28 protein-coding genes are annotated in these 25,965 nt (G+C 45.5%); 23 read left to right on the top strand and 5 right to left on the bottom strand.

The window, feature by feature from the left end; translation table 11 throughout:
- The first annotated feature begins 2 nt into the window (after positions 1-2).
- Together NST47_RS22570 and NST47_RS22565 are read left to right on the top strand one after the other, a co-directional pair.
- Positions 3-1,643 carry an ABC transporter substrate-binding protein gene (locus tag NST47_RS22570; RefSeq protein WP_341157150.1) on the top strand — a complete coding sequence of 547 codons (1,641 nt, stop codon included), beginning with the start codon at positions 3-5 and terminating at the stop codon, positions 1,641-1,643.
- 275 nt (positions 1,644-1,918) lie between these two features.
- The gene (locus tag NST47_RS22565; RefSeq protein WP_341157149.1) at positions 1,919-2,482 is read left to right on the top strand and encodes an NAD(P)/FAD-dependent oxidoreductase; all 564 of its coding nucleotides are present in this window, start codon (positions 1,919-1,921) and stop codon (positions 2,480-2,482) included.
- A gap of 79 nt (positions 2,483-2,561) precedes the next feature.
- Here the strand turns inward: NST47_RS22565 and NST47_RS22560 are convergent, their stop codons facing one another.
- The 4 genes from NST47_RS22560 to NST47_RS22545 form a co-directional block, all read right to left on the bottom strand.
- Positions 2,562-2,861, bottom strand: coding sequence for a DUF2653 family protein (locus NST47_RS22560; protein ID WP_341157148.1), 300 nt, complete (start codon positions 2,859-2,861; stop codon positions 2,562-2,564).
- Complete coding sequence (locus NST47_RS22555; protein WP_341157147.1) at positions 2,858-3,322, bottom strand: hypothetical protein; 465 nt, start codon at positions 3,320-3,322, stop codon at positions 2,858-2,860. The genes NST47_RS22560 and NST47_RS22555 overlap by 4 nt, the downstream gene beginning before the upstream one ends.
- A 172-nt stretch (positions 3,323-3,494) precedes the next feature.
- Positions 3,495-3,962, bottom strand: coding sequence for a type II toxin-antitoxin system VapC family toxin (locus tag NST47_RS22550; RefSeq protein WP_341157146.1), 468 nt, complete (start codon positions 3,960-3,962; stop codon positions 3,495-3,497).
- Complete coding sequence (locus tag NST47_RS22545) at positions 3,949-4,284, bottom strand: hypothetical protein (protein WP_341157145.1); 336 nt, start codon at positions 4,282-4,284, stop codon at positions 3,949-3,951. The genes NST47_RS22550 and NST47_RS22545 overlap by 14 nt, the downstream gene beginning before the upstream one ends.
- Before the next feature lie 159 nt (positions 4,285-4,443).
- Here NST47_RS22545 and NST47_RS22540 point away from each other — a divergent pair, with 159 nt between their 5' ends.
- The 3 genes from NST47_RS22540 (at position 4,444) to NST47_RS22530 (ending at position 7,116) form a co-directional block, all read left to right on the top strand.
- Positions 4,444-5,358, top strand: a complete 915-nt coding sequence (locus tag NST47_RS22540) for a LysR family transcriptional regulator (protein ID WP_341157144.1) — start codon at positions 4,444-4,446, stop codon at positions 5,356-5,358.
- Positions 5,359-5,569: 211 nt separating this feature from the next.
- On the top strand, positions 5,570-6,094 hold the full coding sequence (locus tag NST47_RS22535) for a hypothetical protein (protein WP_341157143.1): 525 nt from the start codon (positions 5,570-5,572) through the stop codon (positions 6,092-6,094).
- A 107-nt stretch (positions 6,095-6,201) separates the two neighbouring features.
- Entirely contained in the window at positions 6,202-7,116 is a 915-nt protein-coding gene (locus NST47_RS22530) for a hypothetical protein (protein ID WP_341157142.1), read from the top strand.
- Positions 7,117-7,176: 60 nt separating this feature from the next.
- Here NST47_RS22530 and NST47_RS22525 read toward each other — a convergent pair whose 3' ends face one another.
- The gene (locus NST47_RS22525; protein ID WP_341157141.1) at positions 7,177-7,743 is read right to left on the bottom strand and encodes a hypothetical protein; all 567 of its coding nucleotides are present in this window, start codon (positions 7,741-7,743) and stop codon (positions 7,177-7,179) included.
- 217 nt (positions 7,744-7,960) lie between these two features.
- Here NST47_RS22525 and NST47_RS22520 point away from each other — a divergent pair, with 217 nt between their 5' ends.
- The 18 genes from NST47_RS22520 (at position 7,961) to NST47_RS22435 (ending at position 25,964) form a co-directional block, all read left to right on the top strand.
- Positions 7,961-8,293: an ArsR/SmtB family transcription factor gene (locus NST47_RS22520; protein ID WP_076228684.1), complete on the top strand. Its 333-nt coding sequence runs from the start codon at positions 7,961-7,963 to the stop codon at positions 8,291-8,293.
- Between the two features lie 111 nt (positions 8,294-8,404).
- Positions 8,405-10,129 (top strand): SulP family inorganic anion transporter, encoded by a 1,725-nt coding sequence (locus NST47_RS22515; RefSeq protein WP_341157140.1) that lies wholly within the window; start codon positions 8,405-8,407, stop codon positions 10,127-10,129.
- Positions 10,130-10,477: 348 nt separating this feature from the next.
- Positions 10,478-11,347 (top strand): class I SAM-dependent methyltransferase, encoded by an 870-nt coding sequence (locus NST47_RS22510; RefSeq protein ID WP_341157139.1) that lies wholly within the window; start codon positions 10,478-10,480, stop codon positions 11,345-11,347.
- 12 nt (positions 11,348-11,359) lie between these two features.
- Complete coding sequence (locus NST47_RS22505) at positions 11,360-11,602, top strand: acyl carrier protein (protein WP_076228687.1); 243 nt, start codon at positions 11,360-11,362, stop codon at positions 11,600-11,602.
- Complete coding sequence (locus tag NST47_RS22500; protein ID WP_341157138.1) at positions 11,599-12,939, top strand: hypothetical protein; 1,341 nt, start codon at positions 11,599-11,601, stop codon at positions 12,937-12,939. The genes NST47_RS22505 and NST47_RS22500 overlap by 4 nt, the downstream gene beginning before the upstream one ends.
- An 11-nt stretch (positions 12,940-12,950) precedes the next feature.
- Complete coding sequence (locus tag NST47_RS22495; RefSeq protein WP_341157137.1) at positions 12,951-14,111, top strand: UDP-glucuronosyltransferase; 1,161 nt, start codon at positions 12,951-12,953, stop codon at positions 14,109-14,111.
- The gene (locus NST47_RS22490) at positions 14,101-15,207 is read left to right on the top strand and encodes a radical SAM protein (protein ID WP_240418572.1); all 1,107 of its coding nucleotides are present in this window, start codon (positions 14,101-14,103) and stop codon (positions 15,205-15,207) included. Before NST47_RS22495 ends, NST47_RS22490 begins: the two co-directional genes overlap by 11 nt.
- Before the next feature lie 23 nt (positions 15,208-15,230).
- Entirely contained in the window at positions 15,231-16,424 is a 1,194-nt protein-coding gene (locus tag NST47_RS22485; RefSeq protein WP_341157136.1) for a radical SAM/SPASM domain-containing protein, read from the top strand.
- A gap of 78 nt (positions 16,425-16,502) precedes the next feature.
- Positions 16,503-17,510, top strand: a complete 1,008-nt coding sequence (locus NST47_RS22480) for an ABC transporter ATP-binding protein (RefSeq protein ID WP_341157135.1) — start codon at positions 16,503-16,505, stop codon at positions 17,508-17,510.
- The gene (locus tag NST47_RS22475) at positions 17,491-18,294 is read left to right on the top strand and encodes an ABC transporter permease (RefSeq protein ID WP_341157134.1); all 804 of its coding nucleotides are present in this window, start codon (positions 17,491-17,493) and stop codon (positions 18,292-18,294) included. Before NST47_RS22480 ends, NST47_RS22475 begins: the two co-directional genes overlap by 20 nt.
- Before the next feature lie 9 nt (positions 18,295-18,303).
- Positions 18,304-19,104, top strand: a complete 801-nt coding sequence (locus NST47_RS22470) for an ABC transporter permease (protein ID WP_341157133.1) — start codon at positions 18,304-18,306, stop codon at positions 19,102-19,104.
- 39 nt (positions 19,105-19,143) lie between these two features.
- Positions 19,144-19,953, top strand: coding sequence for a glucose-1-phosphate cytidylyltransferase (rfbF, locus tag NST47_RS22465; protein WP_341157132.1), 810 nt, complete (start codon positions 19,144-19,146; stop codon positions 19,951-19,953).
- Entirely contained in the window at positions 19,953-21,047 is a 1,095-nt protein-coding gene (locus NST47_RS22460; protein WP_341157131.1) for an NAD-dependent epimerase/dehydratase family protein, read from the top strand. Before rfbF ends, NST47_RS22460 begins: the two co-directional genes overlap by 1 nt.
- Positions 21,044-22,309, top strand: coding sequence for a UDP-glucose dehydrogenase family protein (locus NST47_RS22455; protein ID WP_341157130.1), 1,266 nt, complete (start codon positions 21,044-21,046; stop codon positions 22,307-22,309). Before NST47_RS22460 ends, NST47_RS22455 begins: the two co-directional genes overlap by 4 nt.
- Positions 22,310-22,509: 200 nt before the next feature.
- Positions 22,510-22,776 carry a phosphopantetheine-binding protein gene (locus NST47_RS22450; RefSeq protein WP_341157129.1) on the top strand — a complete coding sequence of 89 codons (267 nt, stop codon included), beginning with the start codon at positions 22,510-22,512 and terminating at the stop codon, positions 22,774-22,776.
- A gap of 26 nt (positions 22,777-22,802) precedes the next feature.
- Positions 22,803-23,876, top strand: a complete 1,074-nt coding sequence (locus tag NST47_RS22445) for an LLM class flavin-dependent oxidoreductase (protein WP_341157128.1) — start codon at positions 22,803-22,805, stop codon at positions 23,874-23,876.
- A 48-nt stretch (positions 23,877-23,924) separates the two neighbouring features.
- Positions 23,925-24,917, top strand: a complete 993-nt coding sequence (locus NST47_RS22440) for a hypothetical protein (RefSeq protein WP_341157127.1) — start codon at positions 23,925-23,927, stop codon at positions 24,915-24,917.
- 12 nt (positions 24,918-24,929) lie between these two features.
- Positions 24,930-25,964, top strand: a complete 1,035-nt coding sequence (locus NST47_RS22435) for a hypothetical protein (protein ID WP_341157126.1) — start codon at positions 24,930-24,932, stop codon at positions 25,962-25,964.
- Position 25,965 lies beyond the last annotated feature (1 nt).

Raw genomic sequence — 25,965 nt, 5'->3', positions numbered from 1 at the left:
TTATGAATAAAACAATCATGGCAGGCTGTGCGTGGGCTTTAAGCTTGATCCTGCTGGTAACGGCTTGCAGCGGCAATCCAGAGGGGGATAAGGAAGCGGTGCCCAAGGATGGCAATGCCCCGATAACTTTGTCTGTGTTTAGTGGACAGCGGGCAGATGTGGAAAATCTGGAGACGAATACATTCAGTAAATATGTCGAGAACAAATTGAATATCAAGTTCAAATGGGAGGTTGTTCCCAATGCAGGTCTAAATGACAAAAAACAGCTGCTGCTGGCAAGCGGGGATTATCCGGAGCTGTTTTTGGATGGGAATTTGACACAGGCTGAGCAGTTGAAGTATGGACAGCAGGGTGTGTTTATTCCACTGAACGACCTGATCGATCAATATGCGCCCAACGTAAAAAAAGCGTTCAAGGACATCCCGTATTTACAAAAGGGGATTACGGCGCCGGACGGTAAAATATACTCGATTCCGCAAATTAACGAATGTTATCATTGCTGGTATGCACAAAAGATGTGGATCAATACCAAGTGGCTGGAAAAGCTCGGTTTAAGCATGCCAACGACGACTGAGGAATATTACCAAGTATTGAAGGCCTTTAAAGAGAAGGACCCTAACGGCAATGGCAAAGCAGATGAAATTCCGCTTAGCGGCGCAGGGGACCCAGCAACATGGCATGGCAATATTGACGGATTTCTGATGTCGGCATTTATTTATAACAATTCTGCGGATTATTTTACGATGAAGGATGGCAAGGTGGATTTTGCACCCAATAAGCCAGAATGGAAAAAGGGTTTGGAATATATGAACCGTTTATACAAGGAGGGTCTGATCGATCAAGCCTCATTTACCCAAAATCAGGATGGCTTGAAGCAGCTTGGTAATAATCCCGATACGGCGATTCTCGGCTCGTTTACGGCGGGGCACATCGGGATGGTTGTCGATACGGCACCAGGTAAAACACGGCATAAGGATTATGATGCGGTTCCGCCGCTCAAAGGGCCGGATGGCGTGCAGCTGAGCGGGTATTTTGCAGGGGTTGGCAACGGGACGTTTGCCATTACCAACAAAGCGTCGAAGGAAAAAGCGATAGCAGCCATGAAGCTCGCCGATTATATGTATACGGAGGAAGCTGCTTTGTTATCGATATTTGGACCGGAAGGAAAATGGTGGTCCAAAGCCAAGCCGGAGGAGAAGGATGTTCGTGGACGTCCAGCCAAATATATAACGGCACCGGAATTTGATTCGATTCAACAGCAAAATGAGCACTGGAGCCAGATGGGTTCGTCGCTGCGGACGCGTGATTATCGGGAATCGTTTGCCGTGCCTCAGGATCCACTCGGAAATGGCGGCTATGAATACCGGCTGTATTTGGCAACGCAAAAGTATGAGAAATACCAACCGAAAGAGATGTATCCGATTAGTATCTTCATGGATCCTCAGGATGCCGATGCGGCGAATCAGCTGAGGACAACGATCAATGCCTATGTCAAAACGTCGATGGTCGAGTTTATTATTGGCCGTAAAAATCTGAACAATGACTGGGATGCCTATGTAAAGGGACTTGATGGGCTGAATCTGCCGCAATATATGAAAATTTACCAAAAAGCCTATGACAGCGTGTATAAGAAAAGCTCCTGAACGAAGCCTATTCGGTGAGATACATCCGTGTTTTATATGTAGCTTTTCTTGCAATATCAGAATATTCAGCTCCGCTGAAAACTTTTAAATTCTGATATTATAAAAAATAAAGATCAAGTCAATTTTGAACCACCTGCTGTTCCTATTATTTTCTTGGTCATGGATTGCGGTAATTTTGACTTTAAATGAAGCTTTGTGTAGCATAGAAATTACCGACAAGCTATAGCTGCATCAGTGGAAATAATAGGAATAACAATTGAAGGGAGAAGTTCAGTATGTATGATATTATTGTAATTGGAGCGGGTCCAGCCGGGTCGAGTGCGGCGTTATTCGCGGCTAAAGCAGGGAAGAAAACATTGGTTATTGACAATGATCAAAGCATTACCAAACGTGCCTGGGTTGAAAATCATTATGGTGTTTTGGAAATAGCTGGACCGGACCTGATTGAATTAGGGAAAAAACAGGCTGCCAAGTTCGGAGCCGAATTTATTACTGGTAAAGCCATTAAGATCGCCAAAGCTGCAGACGGCTTTCAAGTCGAGACCGAAGGTGCGCATTATGAGGGCAAGCATCTCATTCTGGCAACGGGTGTACTTACCGACCTTGCACAGCAAATCGGGATCGAAACCAAACCGGCAACTGAACCTCGCATCAAAACGATATATGCAACTACACCAGAAGGCAAAACTTCAGTTGAAGGTATCTGGGCAGCGGGAACAGCAGCAGGTGTGAGTGTGCATACCATCATTACTGCTGGTGATGGCGCGAAGGTAGCGATTAATGTCATTAGTGAAATCAACGGTGAGCGTTATGTTGATCACGATATGATTAAATCCTGATAAACTTGTATTACGTAGGTTTCAAATAATAATAGCAATATTTAAGGATGCTGCCGAATGTTTTCGCCAGCATTCTTTTTTAATGGTTTTCGATCTCTGCTGAGAACCCAGTGCCTTCCTCATAAAATAACTGAATCCATAGTTGATTAGGGTCAAAATGATGATACGCTTCCAAGTAAATCGCCGCGGCTTCAATAATATCCTGCTCCGAAAGCTGATAGGTCTTTTGATTTGTGGGCGCATGCAGTGTTGCTGTAATTCCTTTTCCTTCCTCGTGATGTAATTCGGCTTGAATATCCTCAATAACCTCCTTGTAGGTACTGGCGCCAAATACACAGGTAGAATCGATGAGATCCTGCTCATTAAAAATAATTTTCATCTGTTTTTCTCCCTGAACTTTTTAAACCATCTATAGCCGAAGTAGATAATAACGCCCCAAAAAAGAAGCCCGATGAGCGAAAAACCGCCCCCTCCCCCACCAAAACCAAAAGGATTCAACAAATGTCCAATGATGGCTCCAGTTGCAAGACCGCCTAAGAAACCACCCCATCGATTTGTTGGATTCACTTGTTGACCGGGTTGATTTCTTGGATTGCGTGTTACATTGGAGGAAGGGGACCTTGGTCCAGTCGTATACCCATTTCCTGGTGTGGCTCTGTTACCTCCTGAAAATGATCCAGAGGGTGAACGGTAGCTGCCTCCTCTGCCTCTTGATAAGGGTTGAATTTGCTCTTGATCAGATTCCTGAATCTGAATGGAAGGACTTTTGATTTCACTTGCTGAAACGGTTGACATATGGAAACATAATAGAAGGGTCAGGCAGCCTATACATTTCTTCATTCCAAGCCTCCTTCGAGGTACTGCTTTTAACTAAATTTATATTTCCGCATCCGTTCCTTGATTATTCGTTTTTCACCAGAGTACACATATAATAGAAGAAATAGGAAAAAACCGCAGCTCCGATTAGCGGAACTCCGGTTTATTTAATAGTCAATTTGCGGCTTAACACCACCTACACTCCGCTCGGCATCACTTTGATATCGGCATCCAGCTTTGGGAGAAAAGCATGGTTTGGATTAAAGGTGAAAATCCGTTTGACCTGATAGGAGAGCATAACGACAGCCGTTAATGCCTCACTTAAGGACAGGCGAAGCTCGGGACAGCTTCCAATGAGCTGCTTGGATTCTTGCTCAAGCTCAGGGCTACCGGGTATTATTTTGAGGACACCTTTGGCGACAGACTGATCGACAATATCAATAAAAAATTGTGCGTGATCAAAGCTGCAGCGATTTCGCAGCCACTGATGGGTATCAAATATCACATAATTGGTTGTAATGAGAGGACGTTCCAAGTCATCAAGGTCAAGAAAAAGCGCTCTTGCCCGACTATAGTGGGTTTGCTGTTCATCCATGAGGGAAGTCAATGCGGTCTGATCCAAAAAAACAGCCTGCCGGTAATCTATTTCTTCACTCCTCGGCATACGCCTCACCTCCATAACGATTAAATTCCCGGCTTGTTAATTGATCCAGATAGAGCAGGGGATTACGCTCGAGCTGCTGAACGGATATGATCTGCTGGGGAACAGATTGTGCCTGCGCCCAATGCTGCTGCAAAATATGATTAATAACGGCACTTACCGTTGTTTGCTGCTGCGCTGCCTCATCATGACACTTGTCCAACAGAACAGGATCAAGATCGAGAATGGTGGCTTCTTGTTTGTCTTCGGAGCCGGATATGAGTTGAGTGGCGGCTGTTTTCCATTGTTCCAGACGGCTATGCAGCTTTTGTTTGGCATTATCCATCAAGTAAGCACCTCCTTATTCTGTATAAGCTTCGAATGAACTTTTCTTTTTTGGGGTATATCGGATAATGATCTGGATATCTATTGACTCTATTATGTGATAATGATAATCTTTATCAATAAGAAGTAGTTTTGCAGTTTTTCTACCACATTGAGGTGTATGAATCTGAAATTATTAGAAAAAATCGAAACTTTCATTGTTCTCGCTGATTGCAGTTCTTTTACGGAAACAGCCAAACGTCTGTATTGCTCCCAGCCAACGATCAGCAACCATATCCAGCAGTTGGAGGAAATGTTCAAAACAACATTGTTTCACCGATCAGGCAAGACTGTACAGTTGACCAAGCAGGGCGAGATTTTGCTGAATTATGCGAAGCTCATGACCGAGCTGGTTGATGAAGCATCGATCAAGATCAAAAATGTTTCCCAACAGGAATCGATCCTGTCTGTTTATGTAAGCAATTATATTGCCGGGTATTTCTTTACGGACATTTTGAAGCATTTTCATGTTGCTTTCCCGAAGCAATTATTGGAAGTGTATACACATTGTTATGATGATTTGGTACGTTGTCTCCGAGAAGGAAGAACGAATATAGCGTTCATGCCGATCTATGCAAAGGATGAATATATACATAGTCAATACGACATCTCGGTGCTTTTTGAAGATGATTTTTTGCTTATTCTTCCAGCAGGTCATCCGTGGACCCATAGAAAGGTTATTTATTGTAGGGATTTGCAAAATCAAACGATACTGCTACCGCAAAGTCCTTACTTGCAGCAATACATTGCCGAGCAAATGGAGAAGCATCAGGTTAAGGTGCGCTTTCTACAAATGAGTAATTTTGAAATGATCAAGAGAGCTGTGAAATCTCAGTTGGGTTTAGCTTTTCTTCCCTCTACGGCAGTTGCGGGTGATAAGAAAAACGGTGAGCTTGAGGTCAGAACAGTAGCTTCCTTGAATCTAAAGAGGACAAATGGTTTTGTAGTGCGTAAGCAGGCCAAGCTGACCCCAGCAGAAATCGCTTTTTGCAAGGATGTGGAACGATATTTTCATGCGACACAGAGCGCTCTTTAGAGAAGAGCGTTTTTTATTGCTCCAAATTCGTTCTATAAGAATTATTTAGTTATGAATCAGAAAATTAAATGATAGCCGACAAATGCTGATAAACAGCGTTATTATCGGGTAATGGAGCCTGTCGACCCTATAAATGACATTGATATTCATTATCATTTGGGGTACTATCGGTTTGCAGCATATAAATAATCATTATTCAGGAGGCTCATTTATGTCTACAATCTACATAAAAGACGGCAAGGAATTATTGGAAATTGGTTTCCCGGAAGTAAGAAAATACCACGGTAACATAGCGCTCATGGCGGTTGCCGTTGGATTTAGAAGCTTACAGGCAGCTTTCAAGGAATTGTATGGCGAGGATGCGCCGCAGCGTAAAGAAATTTCAATCCTCTCGGGACATGGTGGACCTGGATTTCGCGATGCCTTCGAATTTGTGACACGTGCAGTAACACGTGGCGCCTATACCGTTGATGTCAATTACCCGCAGGCCCAATATGACCCGCACCGTGCTCAAGGTTATGCGTACGTGATTTCCAGCACTGATGGCAAATCAGTCGAAGTGTCGCTTCGTGATGGCTTTTTACCGCTTGCCTTTTACGATTATTTGAAAAAAGGGCGTGAAGGCACAATGACGGAGCAGGATACAGCAACCTTCACCGAGATGAAGCTGTCACTTTGTAATCGTGCCCTGGAACTATCGCAGGACGAGCTGCTGAATGTCAAACGAATTTCATAAACCAAATCCTTGTTAAAAACACTCAGCTTGCCGTTCACAGCCGAGGATGGCTTTAGTGATAGAGCTATCGGGATTTCGTATTCGTCAAGTTCAAGGAGGGAGCTTAAATGTACCGTATGCTGCTGCTGCTGATCACCATGTTGATGATCCTGCTTCCGTCAGCTGCTTCTGCACATGTGGTTAATGATCAAACCATTTACGAGGACATTCAGTACTCTGCTGTCAAGGAGCAGATTGTTGTTTTGAGCGGATTAGGTGTTATTCCCTATGAGCATGGAGCTTCGCTATTCAAACCAAATGATAAGCTGACGCGTAAGGAGCTTGCCTTGTGGGCTGGAGCCTTCCTGCAAATAAAACCGGCAAATACGCCCGCAGATGAGATCGTACAAGCGGCTTTGGATAAAGGGATCGTAACATCAGTGCAAGGAAACGCGACTTATAAAGAGGTGGACCAGGCTTTTTTTCAGGGACAAGCCAGGTTAGGTCGAAATGACGAAGAACTGACTCGGGAAGCTTTGGTCGTGCTAATGAAGCCGTACCTGGAGCAAAAGGTTAACGGTCATACGTTGTACGAAATGGCAGGTTTTACTCCAGGACCATCTGGGAAAGTAGAAGACGTGACAACAAAGGATATGAAGGATAAAGATGGTAAAACGGTCAAAGCATCCATCCTGCAGATAAACGGCAAGTCCTTTGTATTGGGAGCTCATCCCAAAATTATTCAGGCCTCGGTAGATCCGACCGTTTGGAAAGGCACAAACATCATTTCCTCCTGGTTGACCAAAGAGGATGGCACTGAGCAGCTGCAGTTGGTCACGTTCGAGCAGCAGTCTGCCAACCAGGCGGCTAAGGGGAATGACAGTCAGTCATCAACACACAACCATGCTGGACATAACAGTGAATCGGATACAGCCCAAACGGCCGGATCGCCAGGGTTTCCCTACTTTCCAGCAGCCATTGGGGCATTGATCTTGCTGCTTGCAGTCTGGCTATTTGCTAAGAGAAAACGGAAAATGGTATAGTTAAAGCATATTCCTACAAGGAGGCCCACTGCGATAAACGGATGCGCAGCGGGCTTTTTCTCATGAATTCGCACTGGACTCGGTGTCTTTGCGGTAGCTGGCCAAAGCCTGATTAAACCGGGAAAAATCCTTTGATAACAATTGTAATTTATTTTTAATAGTGATCTGTTTCTCCGGACTTTTCCAATAAAATAACTCGTCCAGGCAATTATCGATTTGTTCCCTCAAGTCAAGAATATAGCGTTTTTGCGGATGCAGCAGGGACAAGGCTTTTAAATCCTCCGCAAGCTCGTGACTCAGAAATTGAAGGTTTCGTTTGGGCAAGGTTTTGGTTACAGGGAAAATATCGGGTGTGTTATCCATACGATAATTACGACCAGGGACCTGTCTCCAGAATTCAGTCCATTCCTGATAAAGCCCCGTTTCATAAAGCAAGAATCCAAGAAATCCGCATAACCATGCCGTACAGCTTGTATTTCTAAGGGTACAGCCCCTTCCATCAGCCAGATGAACACAGCCGCTGCAGCATGAGCCCCCATTCATGATACATACCTTGCATACCTGTTCGGAGCCAGCCCTTTGTAAAAAATCAAGGCCTTGATCAATAACAATCTGTCTAGTGGTCATATGATTAATTCCTCATTTGTATTTAAGTATACCTGCTCAATATGTTATCTAGTTAATACTAAATATCTTGTTATTTGAATATAAGGATTTTGCATAAAAAAAGCAAGCTATTGTTCCTGCATAAAAAAAATGTCGATTAGAGTGGAGGAAAGTTGTACAGAAATCGTTTTATGATATGATAATATTTATATATTTGAATCTATGAGGAGAAATCATTATGAATCTTGAGCTCCAGCAATTTAAAGCTGATTTTTACAAAGCGTTGGCCCATCCCATGAGAATTCGCATCCTTGAAGTTCTTTGCGAGGGTGATAAAAATGTCAATGAGATACAAGCCATTATTGGCAGTGAAGGCTCAGCGGTTTCGCAGCAGCTTTCGGTACTAAGAAATAAAAATGTTGTCTATGGCAGTAAAGAGGGGACAACGGTGGTATACAGCCTACGTGATCCCCTGGTGAAAGACTTGCTGCAGGTTACCAAACAAATATTTGATAACCATCTGGTGGGCACCATCTCTCTTCTGGAAAGCATGCGTGCTTCAGAACAATAGGCTCTTTACACAGGTGTAAGGTTCTTCAGAATGAGGTATTGATTTTTTTGTTTATTAGTCTTATTATTGCTATATATTCAAATAATCAAATATATGAGAAGAAGGGTTGTTATGAAGGGGTATGGGAGATTTGAAGGCTATAATTATCAAATGCTGCGTCGAGACCTCATATCAGGATTAATAGTCGCCGTTGTTGCCATCCCTCTTGGGATGGCTTTTGCTATTGCCTCCGGGGTAAAGCCGCAGTTTGGCATTTACACGACAATTGTAGCTGGTATCCTCATTTCACTGCTTGGTGGTTCCAAATTCCAGATTGGTGGTCCCACAGGTGCGTTTATTCCGATTTTATTTGCTATTGTGATGCAGTATGGGTACGAAGATTTACTGATAGCCGGTATGATGGGAGGCATCATACTGGTTTTGATGGGGATATTGAAGCTTGGGGTGTTGATCAAGTACATTCCGCGACCCGTCACGATCGGATTTACCTCGGGTATCGCCGTTATTATCTTTTCCGGTCAGATTAGTAATTTTCTGGGGCTGACAAACTTGGAGCGTCATGAGGATTTTGTTTCGAATATGAAGGAAATTGTGCTGCATGTATCTACGGCGAATGTGTGGACTATGCTAACAGCCCTTATTAGCTTAGGGGTTATTCTTGTTATGCCCAAACTGAGTACCAAAATTCCGGGTTCATTAGTAGGGTTAATTGTTTCGGCAATCGTAGCGGCCTTGTTATTCAGAGGTGAAGTGGCAACAATCGGATCAACCTATGGGAACATTCCGAGCACCCTGCCTAGCCTGCAGCTACCTCAGCTATCCATCGATAAAATCATCGGGCTGCTCCCGTCCGCTTTTGTCATTGCGATGCTTGGCGGGATTGAATCCTTGTTGTCCGCTGTTGTCGCAGATGGAATGACAGGCAGCCGACACAACAGCAACAAAGAGCTGATCGGTCAAGGAATCGCGAATATGGTGACTCCTTTATTTGGGGGGATACCGGCAACAGGCGCGATTGCGCGCACAGCAACGAATATTAAAAATGGTGCCGCATCACCTTTGTCCGGTGTTGTGCATGGTATTGTTGTATTATTGATCCTGATCTTATTTGCTCCGTTGGCCTCGGCCATCCCTCTAGCCAGCATGGCACCGATCCTGATGGTTGTGGCCTGGAATATGAGTGAACGTAAGCATTTTGCAGAAATACTGAAAACCAAAACCAGTGATTCTGTTGTGCTCGTCATCACGTTCCTGCTTACGGTATTTACAGATTTAACAACGGCAGTTGAAATTGGATTGATTATGGCAGTGCTGTTGTTTGTCAAACGGATGAGCGATATGCTGGGAGTAGCCAAGGTGCTTCCAGATCCGTCTCTGAAGCATGAAAAAGTAAAATCCTATATGGTGAGTGAAGGTCATGATTGCCCACAGCTGAGTATATATTCGATTGATGGTCCTTTATTTTTTGGTGTAGCGAGCACGTTTGAGCATTCGATTATGGATTCCCTCCAAGAACATCACCGAATGCTGCTGCTTCGTATGGCAAGGGTACCCTTCATGGACTCGACAGGAGCGGCGAACCTGGCCCATATTGTGAAGCATGTTACCCATGCAGGCGGGATTGTGCTCATTTCTGGTATTCAACATCAACCAAGAGCTTTCATGAAAAAGATGGGCCTTGATGTGGAAATTGGGCATGACCATTTCTTCGAGCATACCGGGGAAGCAATCAATTATGCTCTGAAAAGGCTCGATTACAACAAGTGCGTGGGCTGCCAACATTTTGCATTTCGGGAATGTGCGGCGTTATCAAGTCCTGCCCAAAAGGCGAAATAAGAATCTCATGGGTCTTGTCATCGTAACCGAATTTTTTTAAAATTCAAACAGGCTTCATCCTAAGCTAATGTTATTCACAGATCTAATTTTCGTTCAAGCGAAGATTAGGTCTTTTTTCTATTTCCCACCTGACGCTTAACGAATGGAATTTCTCTGAAGGATGGGCTATTGGCTGCCTTGACTATAGACATATCAAGAAAAGTCCAAGTTTTTCAAAAATGTACTAATGCATGAAAAGCTTTTTTACAAAAAAGTCCAATTGATGGTTATCTGCTGCCTCTGTTAAGCTTGAACCACGATTTAATAACCATCATTTACCATTAATATCAATTTTATGGGGGTGTGAACATGCAGAGTGAATTGAATTATAGGGGGATCGATCATAGTATTAAGCATCATATACATACACCCGATCATCCGATATTCATCAGGCTGTTGGAAGCCGTATATTGGATCTATTTCATTGTATTGTACCCCATCTATTATGTGTGGAATAAACGTGATTTTACGAAAAACAAGCTTAAAAACCCGTTCTATGTCAGCAAGCTTGTCCGATTAATCGAAAAGCATCCACGCTTGTACGAATGGTCGATGTTTGTGTTGAACTTTCCCAAACCTACCTCTGTGTATGGTTTCTTACCACCGCTTAAAGGAAGGGTGCTGCAAGTTGGCTGCGGGACCGGACTGCTTAACAAGCATGTAGGCAAGCAGCAATCAAAGCAAATCGTCAATTTGGACATTAACCCGCATTATCTGGAATATGGAGTCCGCAAGGGTAGGTATGATTCTTACCTACTTAGTGGGATTTATGAGGTTCCCATGGACGATAAAAGCTTTGATGTGATTATATTTGCCCGCTGCTTTCACCATATTCGCCATCATAAAAAGGCTTTTGCCGAGTGTGCCCGACTGCTGCGGGATCATGGTGAGATCTGGGTCGTTGATCCGGTTATATTGGAAGAAGCCAAATCCGGCAAGTCGATGACCGAAGGTTATATGGTGAATTCATCGATAGATGGAGTCATATGGCGGTTCACGAAAGCCGCTTTGATCAAGCATATTAGTAAAGCTTTGCCCTCCCAACTTAAGCTGACATCTGTTACGGACGCCAGACAGCTGCATATGACGAACTATAATCGGAAGTATGCCCAAACAGACATTCTGGCCGTTATTGTCAAAACCAGCGATTCGGCCATGATTCATAAATCAAACAAATAAGGAGTGAAGTTCATGCTTCAGGAAAAAATTATCGGGATTATCAGTGAAATCAAAAATGAGCCGGAGCTGCTTCAAAATTTGCAGGGAAGCTCGGATGTGCTGAATGATGGAGGATTGGATTCATTGCAGCTAATTAATTTCATACTGCGGGTAGAGGATGAATTCAATATTGAAATTGATTTTGATGAATTTGATATGGTCCATTTGAATTCGATTGACACGTTCTGCTATTTTATTGAATCCCAAAGCGCATGACAGGAGCAGAACGCGTACCCCGTATTCATTGTGGAACCTTCGATGCCGAGACCTGCTGGCGGGATGAAAGATTAACCAGACTACCGTCCATCCCTGATCTACAGACACGTAACCTGGTGAACGCCATGGATGAGCTCTTGTTTGTATTTTGCCGGGATCAGGATGTGCTGTTGACCCGCTATGCGATGGATGAAGCGCACCGTCATTATTTGCATGAAATCGGCTTCCATTTTACCTGCAATAAAGTGGATCTGGTCATATCCGGTCCTGCAGCATCCAGTGAAATAAATATATTCGAACGCTTGACGGCGACATTGCCAACTCTTCTACTCAATCAACAGCTGCCGAAGAATGCTGAATTGGAGCCCTTTGCGATTTTGAATGGCATGGATGTACTGGCTGAACAGCAGGGCTGGACGGTTCATGCACCCTCGCTTGAAATTGTGAAGCATGTGAATTCAAAAGCTTATTCAACAGAGCTGAAAGACAAGCTCGGTATTCAGAACGTAAGTCAATTTGTAAGGAGCCATGTTGAGCTGGATCGTATTGGCAAAAAACTGCTGGATTCGGGTGCGTTCCTGATTAAAGACACCTTTGGCGTGTCGGGTAAAGGGAATTTGCTGATTTCTACAGAAAACATGCTGAACCGGGTGAGTGCCTACATTTCCAAGCAGGAAAAGACCGATAAGGAAACCCTGTTTATTGTGGAGCCTCTACTGAATAAGGAAGTGGACTTCTCGTGCCAATTTAAAATCCTGCCGGATGGTGGATTTCATTTGATTTCGGTACAGCAGGTGCTGAATGCCGATTTCACCTATCAAGGCTCGATAACAGCAGCTCCTCCGTTGTTGCGGCAGTTGGAGCGGGACGGTTATTGGGAGCTGATGCAGGACGTTGCCGTCCAACTGTACAAGAGCGGCTACTTTGGACATGTCTGCGTCGATTCGATGGTTCTTCAGGATGGCAGCATAGTTCCGCTAGTTGAAATCAATGCGAGAAAATCGATGAGTCTTATCAAGCATCAGCTTGACAACTATCTGGGAGCGCATTCGCTTGAAGGTTATTTGACCTATGTATCGATGGTGGGTTCGAACCCGATTTCTTTTGGAGATGTGCTGCATGCAATGGAGTACGAGGGGCTATTGTACAAGGACGGACGCCGTCATGGCATCATTCCGTTAAGTGCGAATACTTTTAAGGCGAATCAACAACAAGCTGGACGTTATAAGGCGCGCATGTATGTATCGATAGTGGCTAGTGATTTGACAAAAGGAGAGCAACTAGTCAGTAAGCTGCGTTCACTGCTGTCAACGTTAGCCATCACAGTATCCAGTTAGGGGATGAGGAATTGAAGCAAACGCTCGTAACCATTCTTTGCTCCGGTTTTGGTCTCGGCTTTTATAACCCGGGATTAATTGTCAGCTATCAATTAAGGCAGAAGCAGATCGCAACGGAGGTATTGGTGTTTGAAAGCTTTGTACAGCAGGATAAGCAGGATAAAATACTGGACAGCAAAAAGGCCTACCATGATAACTTCGCATTAGCGTTGGTGGCAACCAAGATTCCGAAGGATATTCGCGACAGTATCGATTTTGAGCAGGTTGATCAACTGCTGGAAGCATGGGCTAAGGAGGGGAGGCGTGATTTTATTGCATTATCCGGACATTGGGTCTACATACTGGACCTGTACCGGGCCAAGCTGAAGGAGGGAAGTAAGGACGAGAGTAAGCAACTTTTGCAGGTCGATTTGCTCTATGTGGATTCCGATTTATCTCCATCGTGGAAAGGCTTGAGGAAGTTTAACCCTCTGTATAATGAGCCCTACAACGACGTATGGCTCTACCAGGCATCGAGCGGCATCATCGCCTGCTTCATTCCTGTGGGAGAAGACGCTGTCATCCCATTAAGTGACCGTCATCACCGGTATGTGATTCACGGAGGCGGCTGGGGAATGGGAACGTATCAAGGTAAGATTCCCGAGCTTCAGGAGCTTGGTTTCAAGCTCGATATTGTTGCTTATGAGCGGGAGGAGACGCTGGATCCGAGGTCGGGTGACCGTTATTTCATGAATGCTCCTTCGTGGTCAGCTTGGCGCAAGGGCCACAAAGGAGAGCACGATCTTCCGTTATTCGCCGAGATTAAGCCGATGGAAGAGCCCAAGTATGCGAATCTGGAATCGCATCATGGTCTCTATGACGTTATCCGCCAAGCTAAAGCGATCATTAGTAAGCCAGGGGCAGGGACCCTGATGGATTCTCTAGCTTCGGCAACTCCCGTTATTATGCTGGAACCGTTTGGTTCTCATGAAAAGCGTAATGCCGAGCTATGGGCGCTTAAAGGCTTCGGTATCTCGTACGAGGACTGGAAGCAAAGCGGCTTCTCCGAGGAGATTTTGCATGAGCTTCACCATAATCTAATTCAACAAAGATCGATTACACCTAGCTATACGGAGGTGCTTATTCAAGCTCACCACTTACAAGAACAAGGGAGGATCGTTCATGCTGATTAAAACCGAAACGATACAGCAGCAGCCGGGTCTGGATCGCGGTATTCCCAAATGGGTATTCCTCCAACTGCTCGAATCCTGCAACCTGAGATGCAAAATGTGCTTTGAGTGGGGAGATAATGGCGCTTATAAAGAAAAACCGGAATTGAAGAAGCTGGATCTGGCCGTAGTCAAAAAAATTATTGAGGATTGCAGCCCGGCAAGGCCCTATTATGAGCTGTACGGCGGTGAGCCGTTAATTTACCCATGGATCGACGAAGTTTTGGAATCGATTAAGTACCATCACAGCAGCGTGCATTTTCCGACGAATGGCACCCTGCTGGAGCGTCACGCGGAAATGCTGGTTGAGCATGCACCTGAACGGATATGGGTCTCACTGGATGGTCCGGAGGAAATTAATGATGCACAGCGGGGAGAGGGCGTATTCCAGAAAGCGATGAAGGGTATCCGCAAGCTGTACGAGGTGCGTGAAAGCAAAGGCTCGATCTATCCAAAAATCGGGATCAGCACAGCGGTAACACCGATTAATCATCAGCATTTGGAACGTTTTTATTTCGAAAGCCTCGATATGTCCATGATTGACTGTATCAGTGTAGAGCTTCAGCAGTACGTCACGCAGGAGCGATACGAGCATTACGCCACGGTGCTTAAAGAGCAGTTCGATGTCCCTTCAGCGCCTATTGCCAGAGGCTTTATTAGCAGCCCTGCGCACTTCAGCAGCATTGATGCCAAGGATTTGGCCAGACAGCTCAAGCTGATCGAGAAGTTTTGCAAGGACAGCGGGCGTTATTTTAATGCTTATCCAAAGGTCATAAGCGAAGACAATATTCGCCATTATTTTAATGCCAAATGGGAGCAGGTCACCAATATGAAAAAACGCTGCGTGTTTCCCTGGATCAGCACGGAAATCAATGCCAGAGGCGGCGTAACCTCCTGCCATAATTTTTATGATCTGACGCTCGGCAACGTTAATGAACAAGGTTTATTGGACATTTGGAATGGTCCGAAATATAAGGAATACCGCGAATATTTGAAAAAGCAGCTTTTCTCCATATGCCCCGGCTGCTGTTTGTATTACAACGAAAAACCGAGCCATTAATTCATTATCTGGAGGGATGGACGATGCAGCCAAAAACGAGAACGAAGATGGATCAAAAATCTTTTGAAATTCTCAAACGCACGATCCGTAATATCGCAGTTCCAATCCGTGAGAAGGCTCATAATCCCAAATACAAAACAGTGCTGCCCGAGTTTGTGGCGATCAAGCTGACCAATCGTTGCAATTTACGCTGCAAGCATTGCTATCAATGGAACGAATCAGGCTATCATCACCATATGGATACCGCAGAGCAGAACCTGGATATCGATATCAAAATCATCAAGCAGCTGCTCGATGATACGAAGGCATTACAATCGAGACTGTATTTGTGGGGCGGTGAACCCATGTTCCATCATCGCTTTGCCGAAATCCTAGATCTGCTTAAAGAAGATGCACGAGAAACAACGATTTGTACCAACGGACTGCTGACCGAGAAATTTATCGATTCGATCAATGAGATATCCGAGAATTTGGAGCTGCTCATAGCATTGGAGGGCTTTGAAGCTGACCATGATTTGATCCGTGGCAAGGGCTCGTTCAAGAAAACGATGGAAACGATAGATTTGCTGCTGGAGATGCGGGAAAAGGGTTTATTCAAAGGGCGAATTTCCGTGCATAGCGTCATTAATAACGCTAATATTTATTACTTGTATGATCTGATGGAAAGCTTTGAAGCCAAAGGGATTGACCTCGTGCTGCTAACTTTCCCGTGGTATATCTCGAATGAAACCTCAGTGAAAATGGACGATTATTTCAGCGATCACTTTGACTGGCTTCGTCCTCTGGATGAGCATCAGCGCAACAGCTGGCACGCCTTCAAATATAAAATCGACACCAAGCATCTGGACCCCTTGATGGAGCAGCTGAACAAAATGAATGAACGTATATGGGAAACACGGCTGCGTTATCAGCCAGGACTGGAATTCGATGAAATCAAAGCCTTCGTCACTGGGGACGAGATGACAAGCCGCTGTGCAACAGACTGTCTGGCACTGGCTACGAGAATTGATGTAACACCGAACGGCAACATCTCCGCCTGCAAGTTTTTCTCCGAGTTTTCCGTAGGCAATTTGCATGAACAAAGCTTGACGGAAATATGGAATTCGGAGGCCTACGACAAAATACGTGAAACGATCAATAGCGGAGGGCTGACACCAGCCTGCTCCAAGTGCAATGTACTGTATTTACACGGAGTCTCCTCGTTAAAGCATATTTAATTTATGTTGATAATAATTAATGATATTAATTAAAAACCGCTTCCTATGGGGAGTACTCACCAAGCTAAAGGAGACCTGATGATGATTATTGAAGTGAACGGGCTGTCCAAATCATTCAGCTATTACAATAAGGAATTGGGCTTGAAAAGCTCGTTCAGCAACCTGTTTCGAAGAGAAAAGCTGATCAAGGACGCCGTTTCCAATATTTCGTTCGGAATCGAGGAAGGCGAGGTTGTCGGGTTTCTTGGACCTAATGGAGCAGGCAAGACAACTACGCTGAAAATGCTTTCTGGTATTTTGTATCCGGGAGGTGGCAATGCAACTGTACTTGGGTATACGCCTTGGGAGCGCAAAAATGATTTTAAACGGCAGTTCTCGATTGTTATGGGTCAGAAAAACCAGCTGTGGTGGGATTTGCCGGCCAACGAATCACTGTACTTGAACAAATGCATTTATGAAGTGGATGATAAGCAGTACAACGACACCTTGGGTGAGCTTTCGGAGCTGCTCGATGTTCAGCATTTGTTGAAGGTACAGGTACGCAGGTTATCGCTCGGTGAACGCATGAAGATGGAGCTGATAGCCGCTCTGATTCATAAACCAAAGGTGCTGTTTCTCGATGAACCGACCATTGGTCTCGATATTTTGTCGCAGCGCAAGATCAGGGAGTTTTTCAAATATTACAATCAAGACCGGAAAACAACCATTTTGCTGACCAGCCATTACATGAATGATATTGAGGATTTGTGCAAACGAACAATTATTATTAACCACGGTAAAGTGATTTTTGATGGCAGCCTGAACGAAGTGAACAATATTCTCGGGCACAAAAAAATTATGAAGCTGGTACTGTCCCATCCCGTTGATGCTCAGACGCTGCAGCAGATCGGCAATGTGAAGGAGGTCAAGGACCTGCTCGTCACAATCGAGTTCGAAAAGCACGATATTAAGCGATTGTCACGCTGGGTGCTCGATCATCTGCCTGTTGTCGATTTTACTATTGAGGACATTCCGATTGAAGACGGTATTGCGATGCTGTATCAAAGAGGCGGTGAACAGCATGCTCATGCCGAGCAAATATCTTAAGAGCTTTTCGCTCGGTGTTCAAAAGGTTCTGGAATACCGCACAAACTTTTTCCTGAGCCTGTTCAGCTGCATATTCCCGATTATCATTCAATTTTTCTTTTGGAAAGCGGTGTTCGCAAGCTCTAATCAATCGATGGTGTTCGGTTATTCCTACAATCAGTTGATTGCTTACTCTATTCTTGCGATATTGATGACCAAGCTGATCGGGACTGGCTTTCAGTTCGAAATTGCGCGGGATATCAAGGATGGCGGATTGAACAAATATTTGATTAAGCCCATTGGCTATTTTGCTTATCGGATCTGCTGCTTTCTGGGCGAGAAATCGATTGAGATGCTGGCGATCTTGTCGATTTCGATGGTGGTGGTATGGGTATTGAATTTGTGGCTCGGGTTCCCGGTCCACAGTCAGCAGGTACTGCTGTTCTTCTGCGTGGTACCGTTTTCGCTGCTGCTGAATTTTTTTATTTATTACAGTCTGAGTGCGATTGCGTTCTGGTTTATCGAATCCAACGGTGCGTTCAAAACCTTCGGGTTGCTGGCTACGATTGCGAGCGGAGGACTATTTCCGCTTGATGTGTACAGTCCGGGCATGCAAAAGATATTGCTGATGCTGCCATTCAATTATGTGGTGTATTTTCCGATTCAACTGCTGAGCGGCAAGCTTTCCATGGAGCAGATCGGTCAAGGGTTGGTTATGCAGATCATGTGGATTGCTATATTTGCACTGTTATCGAGTATTCTGTGGAACACTGGAATGAAAAAGTATGTTGCCGTAGGAGGGTAGACCTGACTCATGAAAACGTTGAAAAAATACGGGTACATCTACCTGATTTTCGTAAAAAATTGCTTTATTGCACAGATGGAATATCGGATCAATTTCCTGTTCGCCAATACGATCGAGATTGCTTACCTGTGTATCAAGCTGATTTATGTGCTGGTTGCGTTCCGGGTAGGCGTCGTCATTAATGGGTACACCCCTGATGCACTGCTGATGTATGTAGGCTCATTTACGATGATGACCGGGTTTTACTGCTTATTCTTTTATTCCAATTTTATGATGCTGAGCAACCATATTCGCGACGGTACGCTGGATATGCTGATCACCAAGCCGGTCTCGCTGCAATTCATTGCTACGCTGCGAAGAATCGATTTCGGGTACTCATTTACAAATGTGGTGGCCGGCATAGCGATGATCGTGATCGGCTGGAGCCGAATGGGGATTCCGGTAACGCCTGTTAAGGTTTTCGGGTTTATCGCTTTTATATTCGTGGGTGTGGTGCTCAAATATGCGATTTTCCTGATTCCCTCACTGATTTCGTTCTGGACGGTCAATACCAATGCGATTAATCAGATGTCGACGGCCATTTGGGATATGAATCATGTACCCATGAACATCTATGGACGTTCGATCCAGCAGGCGGGAATGTTCCTGTTTCCGGTGTTTATCATCACCAACTTTTCACCCTTGTATGCCATGGATAAGCTGGATATCTCCTATATGGTTTGGTTTATCGCGGCTCCGATTGTGTTTTTGTTCATTTCCCGTAAGCTCTGGAACGTGGCCATTCGTAGTTATACCAGTGCAAGCGGTTAATTAGCGATTATCTGATAGAAGAAGCGGGGTGGACCCATAATGACCAAAATCGTATTATTCGCAGGTGGCCTGGGTACCCGACTGGGGGAAGAAACCGTGCTTAAGCCCAAGCCGATGGTAGAGATCGGGGGCTTGCCGATTTTATGCCACATCATGCAGGGGTATGCAGCTTACGGATTCAAGGAATTTATCGTCGCACTTGGCTACAAGGCTGAGGTGATCAAGCAGTATTTTTTGAATTACGTGTATTTGCAAAATGATTTTTCGATCCATATGTCCAGCTCTGCTGTTGAGGTGAGCAAGCGGCCGGAAAGGGATTGGATTGTTCACCTCGTGGATACTGGACTTCATAGCATGACAGGTGGACGCTTGTATCGGTTAAGGGATCAGTTGAACAAGGAGACCTTTATGGTGACGTACGGTGATGGCGTGAGTGATGTGGATATGACGCGTCTGATGGATTTCCACCGTTCGCATGGCAGATTGGCAACCTTGACACTGGTACGGCCGCGAGCGCGATTTGGTACCGTCGATCTGCAGGGAGATCAGGTCGTGCGCTTTAAGGAAAAGCTGGATACAGAGAGCTGGATTAATGGCGGTTTTTTTGTATTTGAGCCGGGTGTGCTTGATTATTTGAGCAGCGATGAAGAGGTGCTGGAGAGCGATGTGTTGACTCGCTTGGCTGAAGATGGGCAATTGATGGCTTATCGGCATACCGGCTTCTGGGAGTGCATGGACACGATGAGAGATAAACAGCATTTGGAAAGCTTGTGGGCTTCCGGTAATGTGCCTTGGAATACCAGTCGTATAGCTGGAAATCAGAATGCTGAAAAGGAGCGGTGCCTTTGATGACCGGAAACGATATTATGCTTGAGGATCTGGCTTATATATGTGGCCAAACAGAGAAAGCGGGCCGATTTGCAGGGAAAACGATTGTGATCACCGGCTGCGGCGGATTTATCGGCTTTTATTTAACGCATTACTTCGTCTACTTAAAACAGCAGGGAATCCAATATCGATCACTTATCCTGCTGGATACATTCCGTTCGGGCAGATCATCATGGCTGGAGGAGCTTTCCCGCAATGAAGCCGATATCGAGGTATACAGCTTTGATATTGCTGTCGATAAGCTGGACTCGATACCTGCAGCACATCGGGCGGACTATGTCATTCATTTGGCGTCAATTGCATCTCCTACCTATTATCGCCAGTTCCCGATTGAAACGATTCATGCCAATGTGCTCGGACTGAACAATCTGCTGGAATTTTACCATCATCGTCCGCTGGAGGGTTTGCTGTTTTTCTCCAGCAGTGAGGTGTATGGTGATCCTGTGCAGGAAAGCATTCCAACCGCGGAAACCTATCTGGGCAACGTGAGCTCACTCGGTCCACGTGCCTGCTACGATGAGTCGAAGCGTATGGGGGAAACGCTGTGTTATGTGTATCATCAGACGTACCAGATGCCAATACGGATCGTCAGACCGTTCAATAACTTCGGACCGGGTATGGCGGTTGGGGATAAAAGAGTACCTGCGGATTTCGCCCAGGCAGTGCTGTCACATGAGGATTTGGTGATCCATTCAGATGGGACGCCTACCCGTACCTTTTGTTATATTGCTGATGCGATTGCCGGTTACATTAAGGTATTGACCTATGAACAATTCGACTGCTTCAATATCGGGATGGATCGACCGGAGATGACGGTGCTGCAGCTGGCCAGTATTTTTCGCGAACAGGCTTTAGAGCTGTGGGGCTACTCAGGTGCAATCCGCTATCAGCCATCGCTGGAAAAGGATTATTTAACCGGCAATCCATCACGCAGATGTCCCGATATAACCAAGGCGAGACAACTGCTCGGCTTTCAGCCCGGAATCGATGTCGAGCAGGGAGTAAGACGGTATTTGTCCTTTCTCGCCCGAGAAAGAGAAGGGGTTCATTCATGATTGCGGTTATGGGCTTGGGATTTGTTGGACTTACGACGGGGTTGGGGCTGGCTCATTGTTCAGGTCAGCAAGTATTTGCTTATGATGCGGATGAGCGTAAGCGGGAGCTGTACAAGGGCAAGCGGATTGCTTTTCATGAGCCACACCTTCAGGAGCAGCTGGAGCGCTACGTCGGAGACCGATTTATCGTATGCGATACGCTGGCAGAGGCTGTAGCTCAAGCCGATACCCTTTTTATATGTGTAGGAACGCCAAGTTCATTGAGCGGTGAAACCGATTTGGGTGATCTGCAGCGTGCAGTCAGTGCATATCTGGATGCCTTGGAGCAGCTATCGCAGCCCAAGCCTTACCCTGTTATCGTGATCAAATCGACTGTTCCAGCGTCCACGACAACGGATGTTGTCCAATTGCTTTTGGAAAATCGGGGCTATCGGATCGGGGAAAATATAGGCTTGGCTCATAACCCGGAATTTCTGCGTGAGGGCTCGGCATGGAATGATTTTGTGCAACCTGATCGTATTATCATTGGAGAGGTTGATCCTATAGGAGCACAGCGGGTACGTGAGCTTTATGCGAATTTTGGAGTTCCCATCCATTATGTATCCGCGCATACCGCCGAGTTTGTCAAATATGCCTCCAATGCACTGCTGGCTACCCTGATCAGCTTTGCTAACGAATTGTCGATGATCGCAGCCCGGATTGGCCATATAGATATCACACAGGTGTTTCACCTGCTCCATGAGGACAAGAGATGGCAGGGACATCCCGCAAAAATGACAGACTACGTTTTTCCTGGCTGCGGTTTTGGCGGTTATTGTTTGCCCAAGGATACGTTATCCTTATATGCACATGCAGGCCATTACGGACATGAGGCTGTGATGCTGAAAGCGGTGCTGCAGGTCAATGAGGATATTAAAAGGCATATTGTCGAGCAAATTGCTGCGTCCGTCCAGCCTGAGGGTACGATTGGCATCCTTGGATTGTCGTTCAAACCGGAAAGCGATGATGTCCGAGGTGCGGTATCCAGGGATATTATTGGACTGCTGCTGGACCGCGGCTATAGTCGGATTGTAGCTTATGATCCAATGGCCATGGAAAATTTCCACAATGCCTACGGATTACCCATTAGGTATGCGGACTCTGTAGAGGAGGTTGTGAATCGCTGCGAGGTACTTACTATTATTACGGCATGGAGGGATTTTAAAGATAAGCAAAACCTGTATCAAGGCAAAAAGATCATCGATGGGCGGCATTATTTATGACCAGTTTCTATAAGTGCAAGTTCAAAGAGTCGCTTTTCAGCACCGAGAATGTTGCAAGAAGGTAAAGAAGGAGGAGCAGAGTTTAGGCAAACCTAAATGAGCACCGGACTTCGAGCCTGAATGCAAGATTCGATGCCGAGTAGGCTTTCAGTGAAACTTCGTGATCAAAGGGGACTTTTTGAACTACATCTATAAGAGAGGTGTTAACCATAACCATACCAAGGACAACTCACGATACGGAGCTTCTGGATATATTGGAGCGGGTGCTTAAACAGGAGCGTGAAGTGCTGGAATCGATTGGACCTGATGATGATTTGATCGAATACAATCTGAACTCGATCCTTGTCGTTGAATTGGTGGTCGAGCTGGAAATCGTCTATGGCATCGAAATTGATGATGATGATTTGTTAACTGAGAATGTATCCACGCTTCGCCGCATCCAGGAACTGGTCGGCAAATATCAATAAATCAAAGGAATCGGCGGGTGACGCATATGGAATTTTGCTGGATGCTGCCGGAAGGTAATTTGGAGACGATTCTACAGCAGACACAGCTTGCGGAAGCAGGCGGGTTTCGATCGGTGCTACTGATTAACGCCAACTCTTATATGGACCCCTGGATTATGGCTACGGTGTTAACGCAGGAAACAGAGCAAATCCGTATTCTCGTTGCGCAGAACACGAGCTATTGCCTGCCAACGACGACTGCCAAAGCTTTTAACACATTAAGCTCGATTTCAGCTGGACGCATTGATTTGAATGTTGTAACAGGCAGCTCGCAGGTCGAGCTTGGAAAGATGACGCGGGCTGGTGACCACGCCTCACGTTATAAGCGAACCAAAGAATTCATCGATCTTTACCTCCGTTTGCAGCAGGGCGGGATTACTCATTATCATGGAGACTGCTTCGATGTGCAAAATGCGGAGCTATTTCCTAAACGGGACGTACCGACTGGCAGGCTGTTCATGGCTGGCAGCTCGCAGGAAGCGATGGCTATTGCAGCTGAATTTGCTGATGGTTATCTGGTATTCGGACATGAGCTGGATGAGATTAAGCAGCATTTTACAAGCTTTCGTAAATTGGTATCTGAGCTGCGTACGAATCTGAATCTGGATCCAAATCCGCATTGTGGAATCATGATCGATATTATTGCGCGGGAAACGACGGAAGAAGCGTGGGAGGCTGCCTATCAATTTCTGGAGAGCGCCAGCCCGTTTGAAAAAAGGATGAACCGTCTGTTTCGCAACAATAGTGACTCGGTCGGCATTTCCAAATATCATAATTATTATTCGCAATCCAAACATGCACAATCCAAACATGCACAAGCAGAAGGGAGTCCTTCGTCGACGTTATGGTCTGGGTTGTCACAGCTGAATACATCGAATGGCTTTTCCATTGTCGGATCTTACGAGGAGGTACGGCACACCATTAGCCGATTTCATACGATTGGCGTGAATTATTTTATACTATCCGGCTTGATTAGCACGCAGGAGCTGGAGCGGATCAGCAAGCATATTGTCCTTCCCTTCCAGTCCAGGCATCTAACTATCGGCAATGTCAGCAAGTGAGCATAAAGGGTGGAAAGGAGTCGTTAGGCCAGCATGTCAATGTGCATTGTGAATGATTTTACAATTCAGTCCGGACATCACTGCTTGTTTTCGGGATTGCGTCACTTGTTGATCAGAGAACGTCCCGAATTGGACATGGAGGTAGCGGAGGCAGACATTTATTTTCAAAGCGACGGCATGAATCTCGCATACAATGGAAATTTGAGCACGATGTGGCTTGCATCTCAGGAGACGATCCTCCAACAGTTTGCCGCTTGCTATGGGCTGTGTGCCCAGTTTACGTTCGAGGTCGGGGGTTCGGTGCTGGACATCTTTCACGAGATCTTACAGGAAAATCGGGTAATCCTGATTTTTATGCGCAGTCCTTATTTGGATTATCATGCTGTTTTTCGTGATGGTGTAGAGCGTAATCATATTTTACTTTTATTTGGAATCGATGAAATCAATCAAGTCGCACAGGTCGCGGATACCTCCTTTCTGGATGGTTCCGGACAAACGTTATCCTACACGGGTCCGTTATCGCTGTCACAGCTGCTTGCTGGAGTATGGGGATATGCCTGGTTTGAGGTCGATCCTTTTCAAAAAAACGCCTCGAATGCCGATGAACGGTATCACAGGGCACTCGCGAGCATCAAACGCTTTAATCACAGACATCATTTGCCTGAAGGGCGTTATCAAGGGCTGGAGGCCTATAGAGCCTATGTGGCTGATTGGTCACGGTTGATTGACATGAAGCCTGCGGAGTTTACGAACACCTGCAAAAACATGTATTACTGCCTGCGAATCGGTGGCATCCTGCATCAATTGGATTACTTCGAACAATTTATCGGGAAGCATAGGGACCGAGTCGGAGATTCGGAAGGGATGCAGATGCAGCTTCATATCAACCGCAATGAATGGAAAAAAAGTTTATACCAGCTGTACAAAATCGGATTGTCCATACAGCCGCATAAGCTGCAGCCGCTCCAGGAACGATATATGTCGCTGCTTCAGACACATGAAAAATGGCTGGAGGACTTTATGGACAGAGCTGTCCAATGAAAGGAGATCGCGATGATAACAGATAACCGTGTGGTTAACCTCCCACTGGGGGTTCCTATTATCGATGTGCATTCGTTTCACGCATTTTCTCAAGCCATCATTCTGACACGCAAGGACAAATCGCTGCCGTGGATAGTTACCAATTATATTCATATATTCGGTGTTCCGCATTTTGATAAGGGCAATTTCATTCACCTGGCTACTTCCTCTCATTTTCACAGCCTGCCGTACACTTATGTCTCCAAATTACACACCGATCAGCTGCGGTCATGGTTCACTGACAGTATCGAATTGTTCGTGGATTGTTTGAACAAGCAGCAGTATTTGGCGATCGCGCTGGATGAATTTTATATTCCTGGCATGCATGCTTATCTTAAATACCATCTTGTCCATCATGTATTGGTACATGGGTATGATTGGGAGCAAAGACTGTTCCGAATTGCCGGATTTTTTGGCGATCCACCTGTCTTTACCACAAACCGGACGCTCAGCTTTGAGCTCTTTCAAGAAGCGCTTGCCCATGCGGGTCCGGTAACCCAGCGAGCCAGCCAAACACTGGAAATTATCCAGTTTCCGTATCAGGCTTTGAACACACCCATATTCGAATTTGACATCAAATTAATTATAAGATCCTTGGAAGAGCACCTGTTATCCAAGCCGGTAACGGAAAGGAATCCCAAGCGAATCGATTTCTGGTTCGGCTTAAGCGCCTATGACTTACTGATTCAATTTTTGGAGTTGGAGCGCGATAGTGGCAAACCGATCATCCACATGAAAGCTTTACAAACGTTAGTGAATCATAAAAAACTGATGATTGAGCGAATGAAATATTTATTTGCCAACTATTATATGACCGATGACAGGTTTATCGCGATGGCGGAGCAGGTATTAAGAAAAACGATGATCGTTCACCAGCTTTGTGTCAAGCAGCGCATTGTGCAGGACCCTCGCAATATCGCCAGAGCGATTCATGGGATTGAAGAGCTTAAAGCCTACGAGAAGGATTTTCTGGAACAGCTGCTCGACCATCTGGAGAACGCGAACTGAT

Source organism: Paenibacillus sp. FSL H8-0034, from assembly GCF_038000305.1.
Lineage (GTDB): Bacteria > Bacillota > Bacilli > Paenibacillales > NBRC-103111 > Paenibacillus_S.
The sequence above is the reverse complement of the archived record's forward strand: the minus strand, read 5'-3'. Positions and strand labels throughout refer to the sequence as shown.

What these genes read in the sequence shown, in the direction of transcription:
- NST47_RS22570 (WP_341157150.1), top strand. Translation starts at nt 3, where the DNA reads ATGAATAAAACAATCATGGCAGGCTGTGCGTGGGCTTTAAGCTTGATC.
- NST47_RS22565 (WP_341157149.1), top strand. Translation starts at nt 1,919, where the DNA reads ATGTATGATATTATTGTAATTGGAGCGGGTCCAGCCGGGTCGAGTGCG.
- NST47_RS22560 (WP_341157148.1), bottom strand. Translation starts at nt 2,861, where the DNA reads ATGAAAATTATTTTTAATGAGCAGGATCTCATCGATTCTACCTGTGTA.
- NST47_RS22555 (WP_341157147.1), bottom strand. Translation starts at nt 3,322, where the DNA reads ATGAAGAAATGTATAGGCTGCCTGACCCTTCTATTATGTTTCCATATG.
- NST47_RS22550 (WP_341157146.1), bottom strand. Translation starts at nt 3,962, where the DNA reads ATGCCGAGGAGTGAAGAAATAGATTACCGGCAGGCTGTTTTTTTGGAT.
- NST47_RS22545 (WP_341157145.1), bottom strand. Translation starts at nt 4,284, where the DNA reads ATGGATAATGCCAAACAAAAGCTGCATAGCCGTCTGGAACAATGGAAA.
- NST47_RS22540 (WP_341157144.1), top strand. Translation starts at nt 4,444, where the DNA reads ATGAATCTGAAATTATTAGAAAAAATCGAAACTTTCATTGTTCTCGCT.
- NST47_RS22535 (WP_341157143.1), top strand. Translation starts at nt 5,570, where the DNA reads ATGTCTACAATCTACATAAAAGACGGCAAGGAATTATTGGAAATTGGT.
- NST47_RS22530 (WP_341157142.1), top strand. Translation starts at nt 6,202, where the DNA reads ATGTACCGTATGCTGCTGCTGCTGATCACCATGTTGATGATCCTGCTT.
- NST47_RS22525 (WP_341157141.1), bottom strand. Translation starts at nt 7,743, where the DNA reads ATGACCACTAGACAGATTGTTATTGATCAAGGCCTTGATTTTTTACAA.
- NST47_RS22520 (WP_076228684.1), top strand. Translation starts at nt 7,961, where the DNA reads ATGAATCTTGAGCTCCAGCAATTTAAAGCTGATTTTTACAAAGCGTTG.
- NST47_RS22515 (WP_341157140.1), top strand. Translation starts at nt 8,405, where the DNA reads ATGAAGGGGTATGGGAGATTTGAAGGCTATAATTATCAAATGCTGCGT.
- NST47_RS22510 (WP_341157139.1), top strand. Translation starts at nt 10,478, where the DNA reads ATGCAGAGTGAATTGAATTATAGGGGGATCGATCATAGTATTAAGCAT.
- NST47_RS22505 (WP_076228687.1), top strand. Translation starts at nt 11,360, where the DNA reads ATGCTTCAGGAAAAAATTATCGGGATTATCAGTGAAATCAAAAATGAG.
- NST47_RS22500 (WP_341157138.1), top strand. Translation starts at nt 11,599, where the DNA reads ATGACAGGAGCAGAACGCGTACCCCGTATTCATTGTGGAACCTTCGAT.
- NST47_RS22490 (WP_240418572.1), top strand. Translation starts at nt 14,101, where the DNA reads ATGCTGATTAAAACCGAAACGATACAGCAGCAGCCGGGTCTGGATCGC.
- NST47_RS22485 (WP_341157136.1), top strand. Translation starts at nt 15,231, where the DNA reads ATGCAGCCAAAAACGAGAACGAAGATGGATCAAAAATCTTTTGAAATT.
- NST47_RS22480 (WP_341157135.1), top strand. Translation starts at nt 16,503, where the DNA reads ATGATGATTATTGAAGTGAACGGGCTGTCCAAATCATTCAGCTATTAC.
- NST47_RS22475 (WP_341157134.1), top strand. Translation starts at nt 17,491, where the DNA reads ATGCCGAGCAAATATCTTAAGAGCTTTTCGCTCGGTGTTCAAAAGGTT.
- NST47_RS22470 (WP_341157133.1), top strand. Translation starts at nt 18,304, where the DNA reads ATGAAAACGTTGAAAAAATACGGGTACATCTACCTGATTTTCGTAAAA.
- rfbF (WP_341157132.1), top strand. Translation starts at nt 19,144, where the DNA reads ATGACCAAAATCGTATTATTCGCAGGTGGCCTGGGTACCCGACTGGGG.
- NST47_RS22460 (WP_341157131.1), top strand. Translation starts at nt 19,953, where the DNA reads ATGACCGGAAACGATATTATGCTTGAGGATCTGGCTTATATATGTGGC.
- NST47_RS22455 (WP_341157130.1), top strand. Translation starts at nt 21,044, where the DNA reads ATGATTGCGGTTATGGGCTTGGGATTTGTTGGACTTACGACGGGGTTG.
- NST47_RS22445 (WP_341157128.1), top strand. Translation starts at nt 22,803, where the DNA reads ATGGAATTTTGCTGGATGCTGCCGGAAGGTAATTTGGAGACGATTCTA.
- NST47_RS22435 (WP_341157126.1), top strand. Translation starts at nt 24,930, where the DNA reads ATGATAACAGATAACCGTGTGGTTAACCTCCCACTGGGGGTTCCTATT.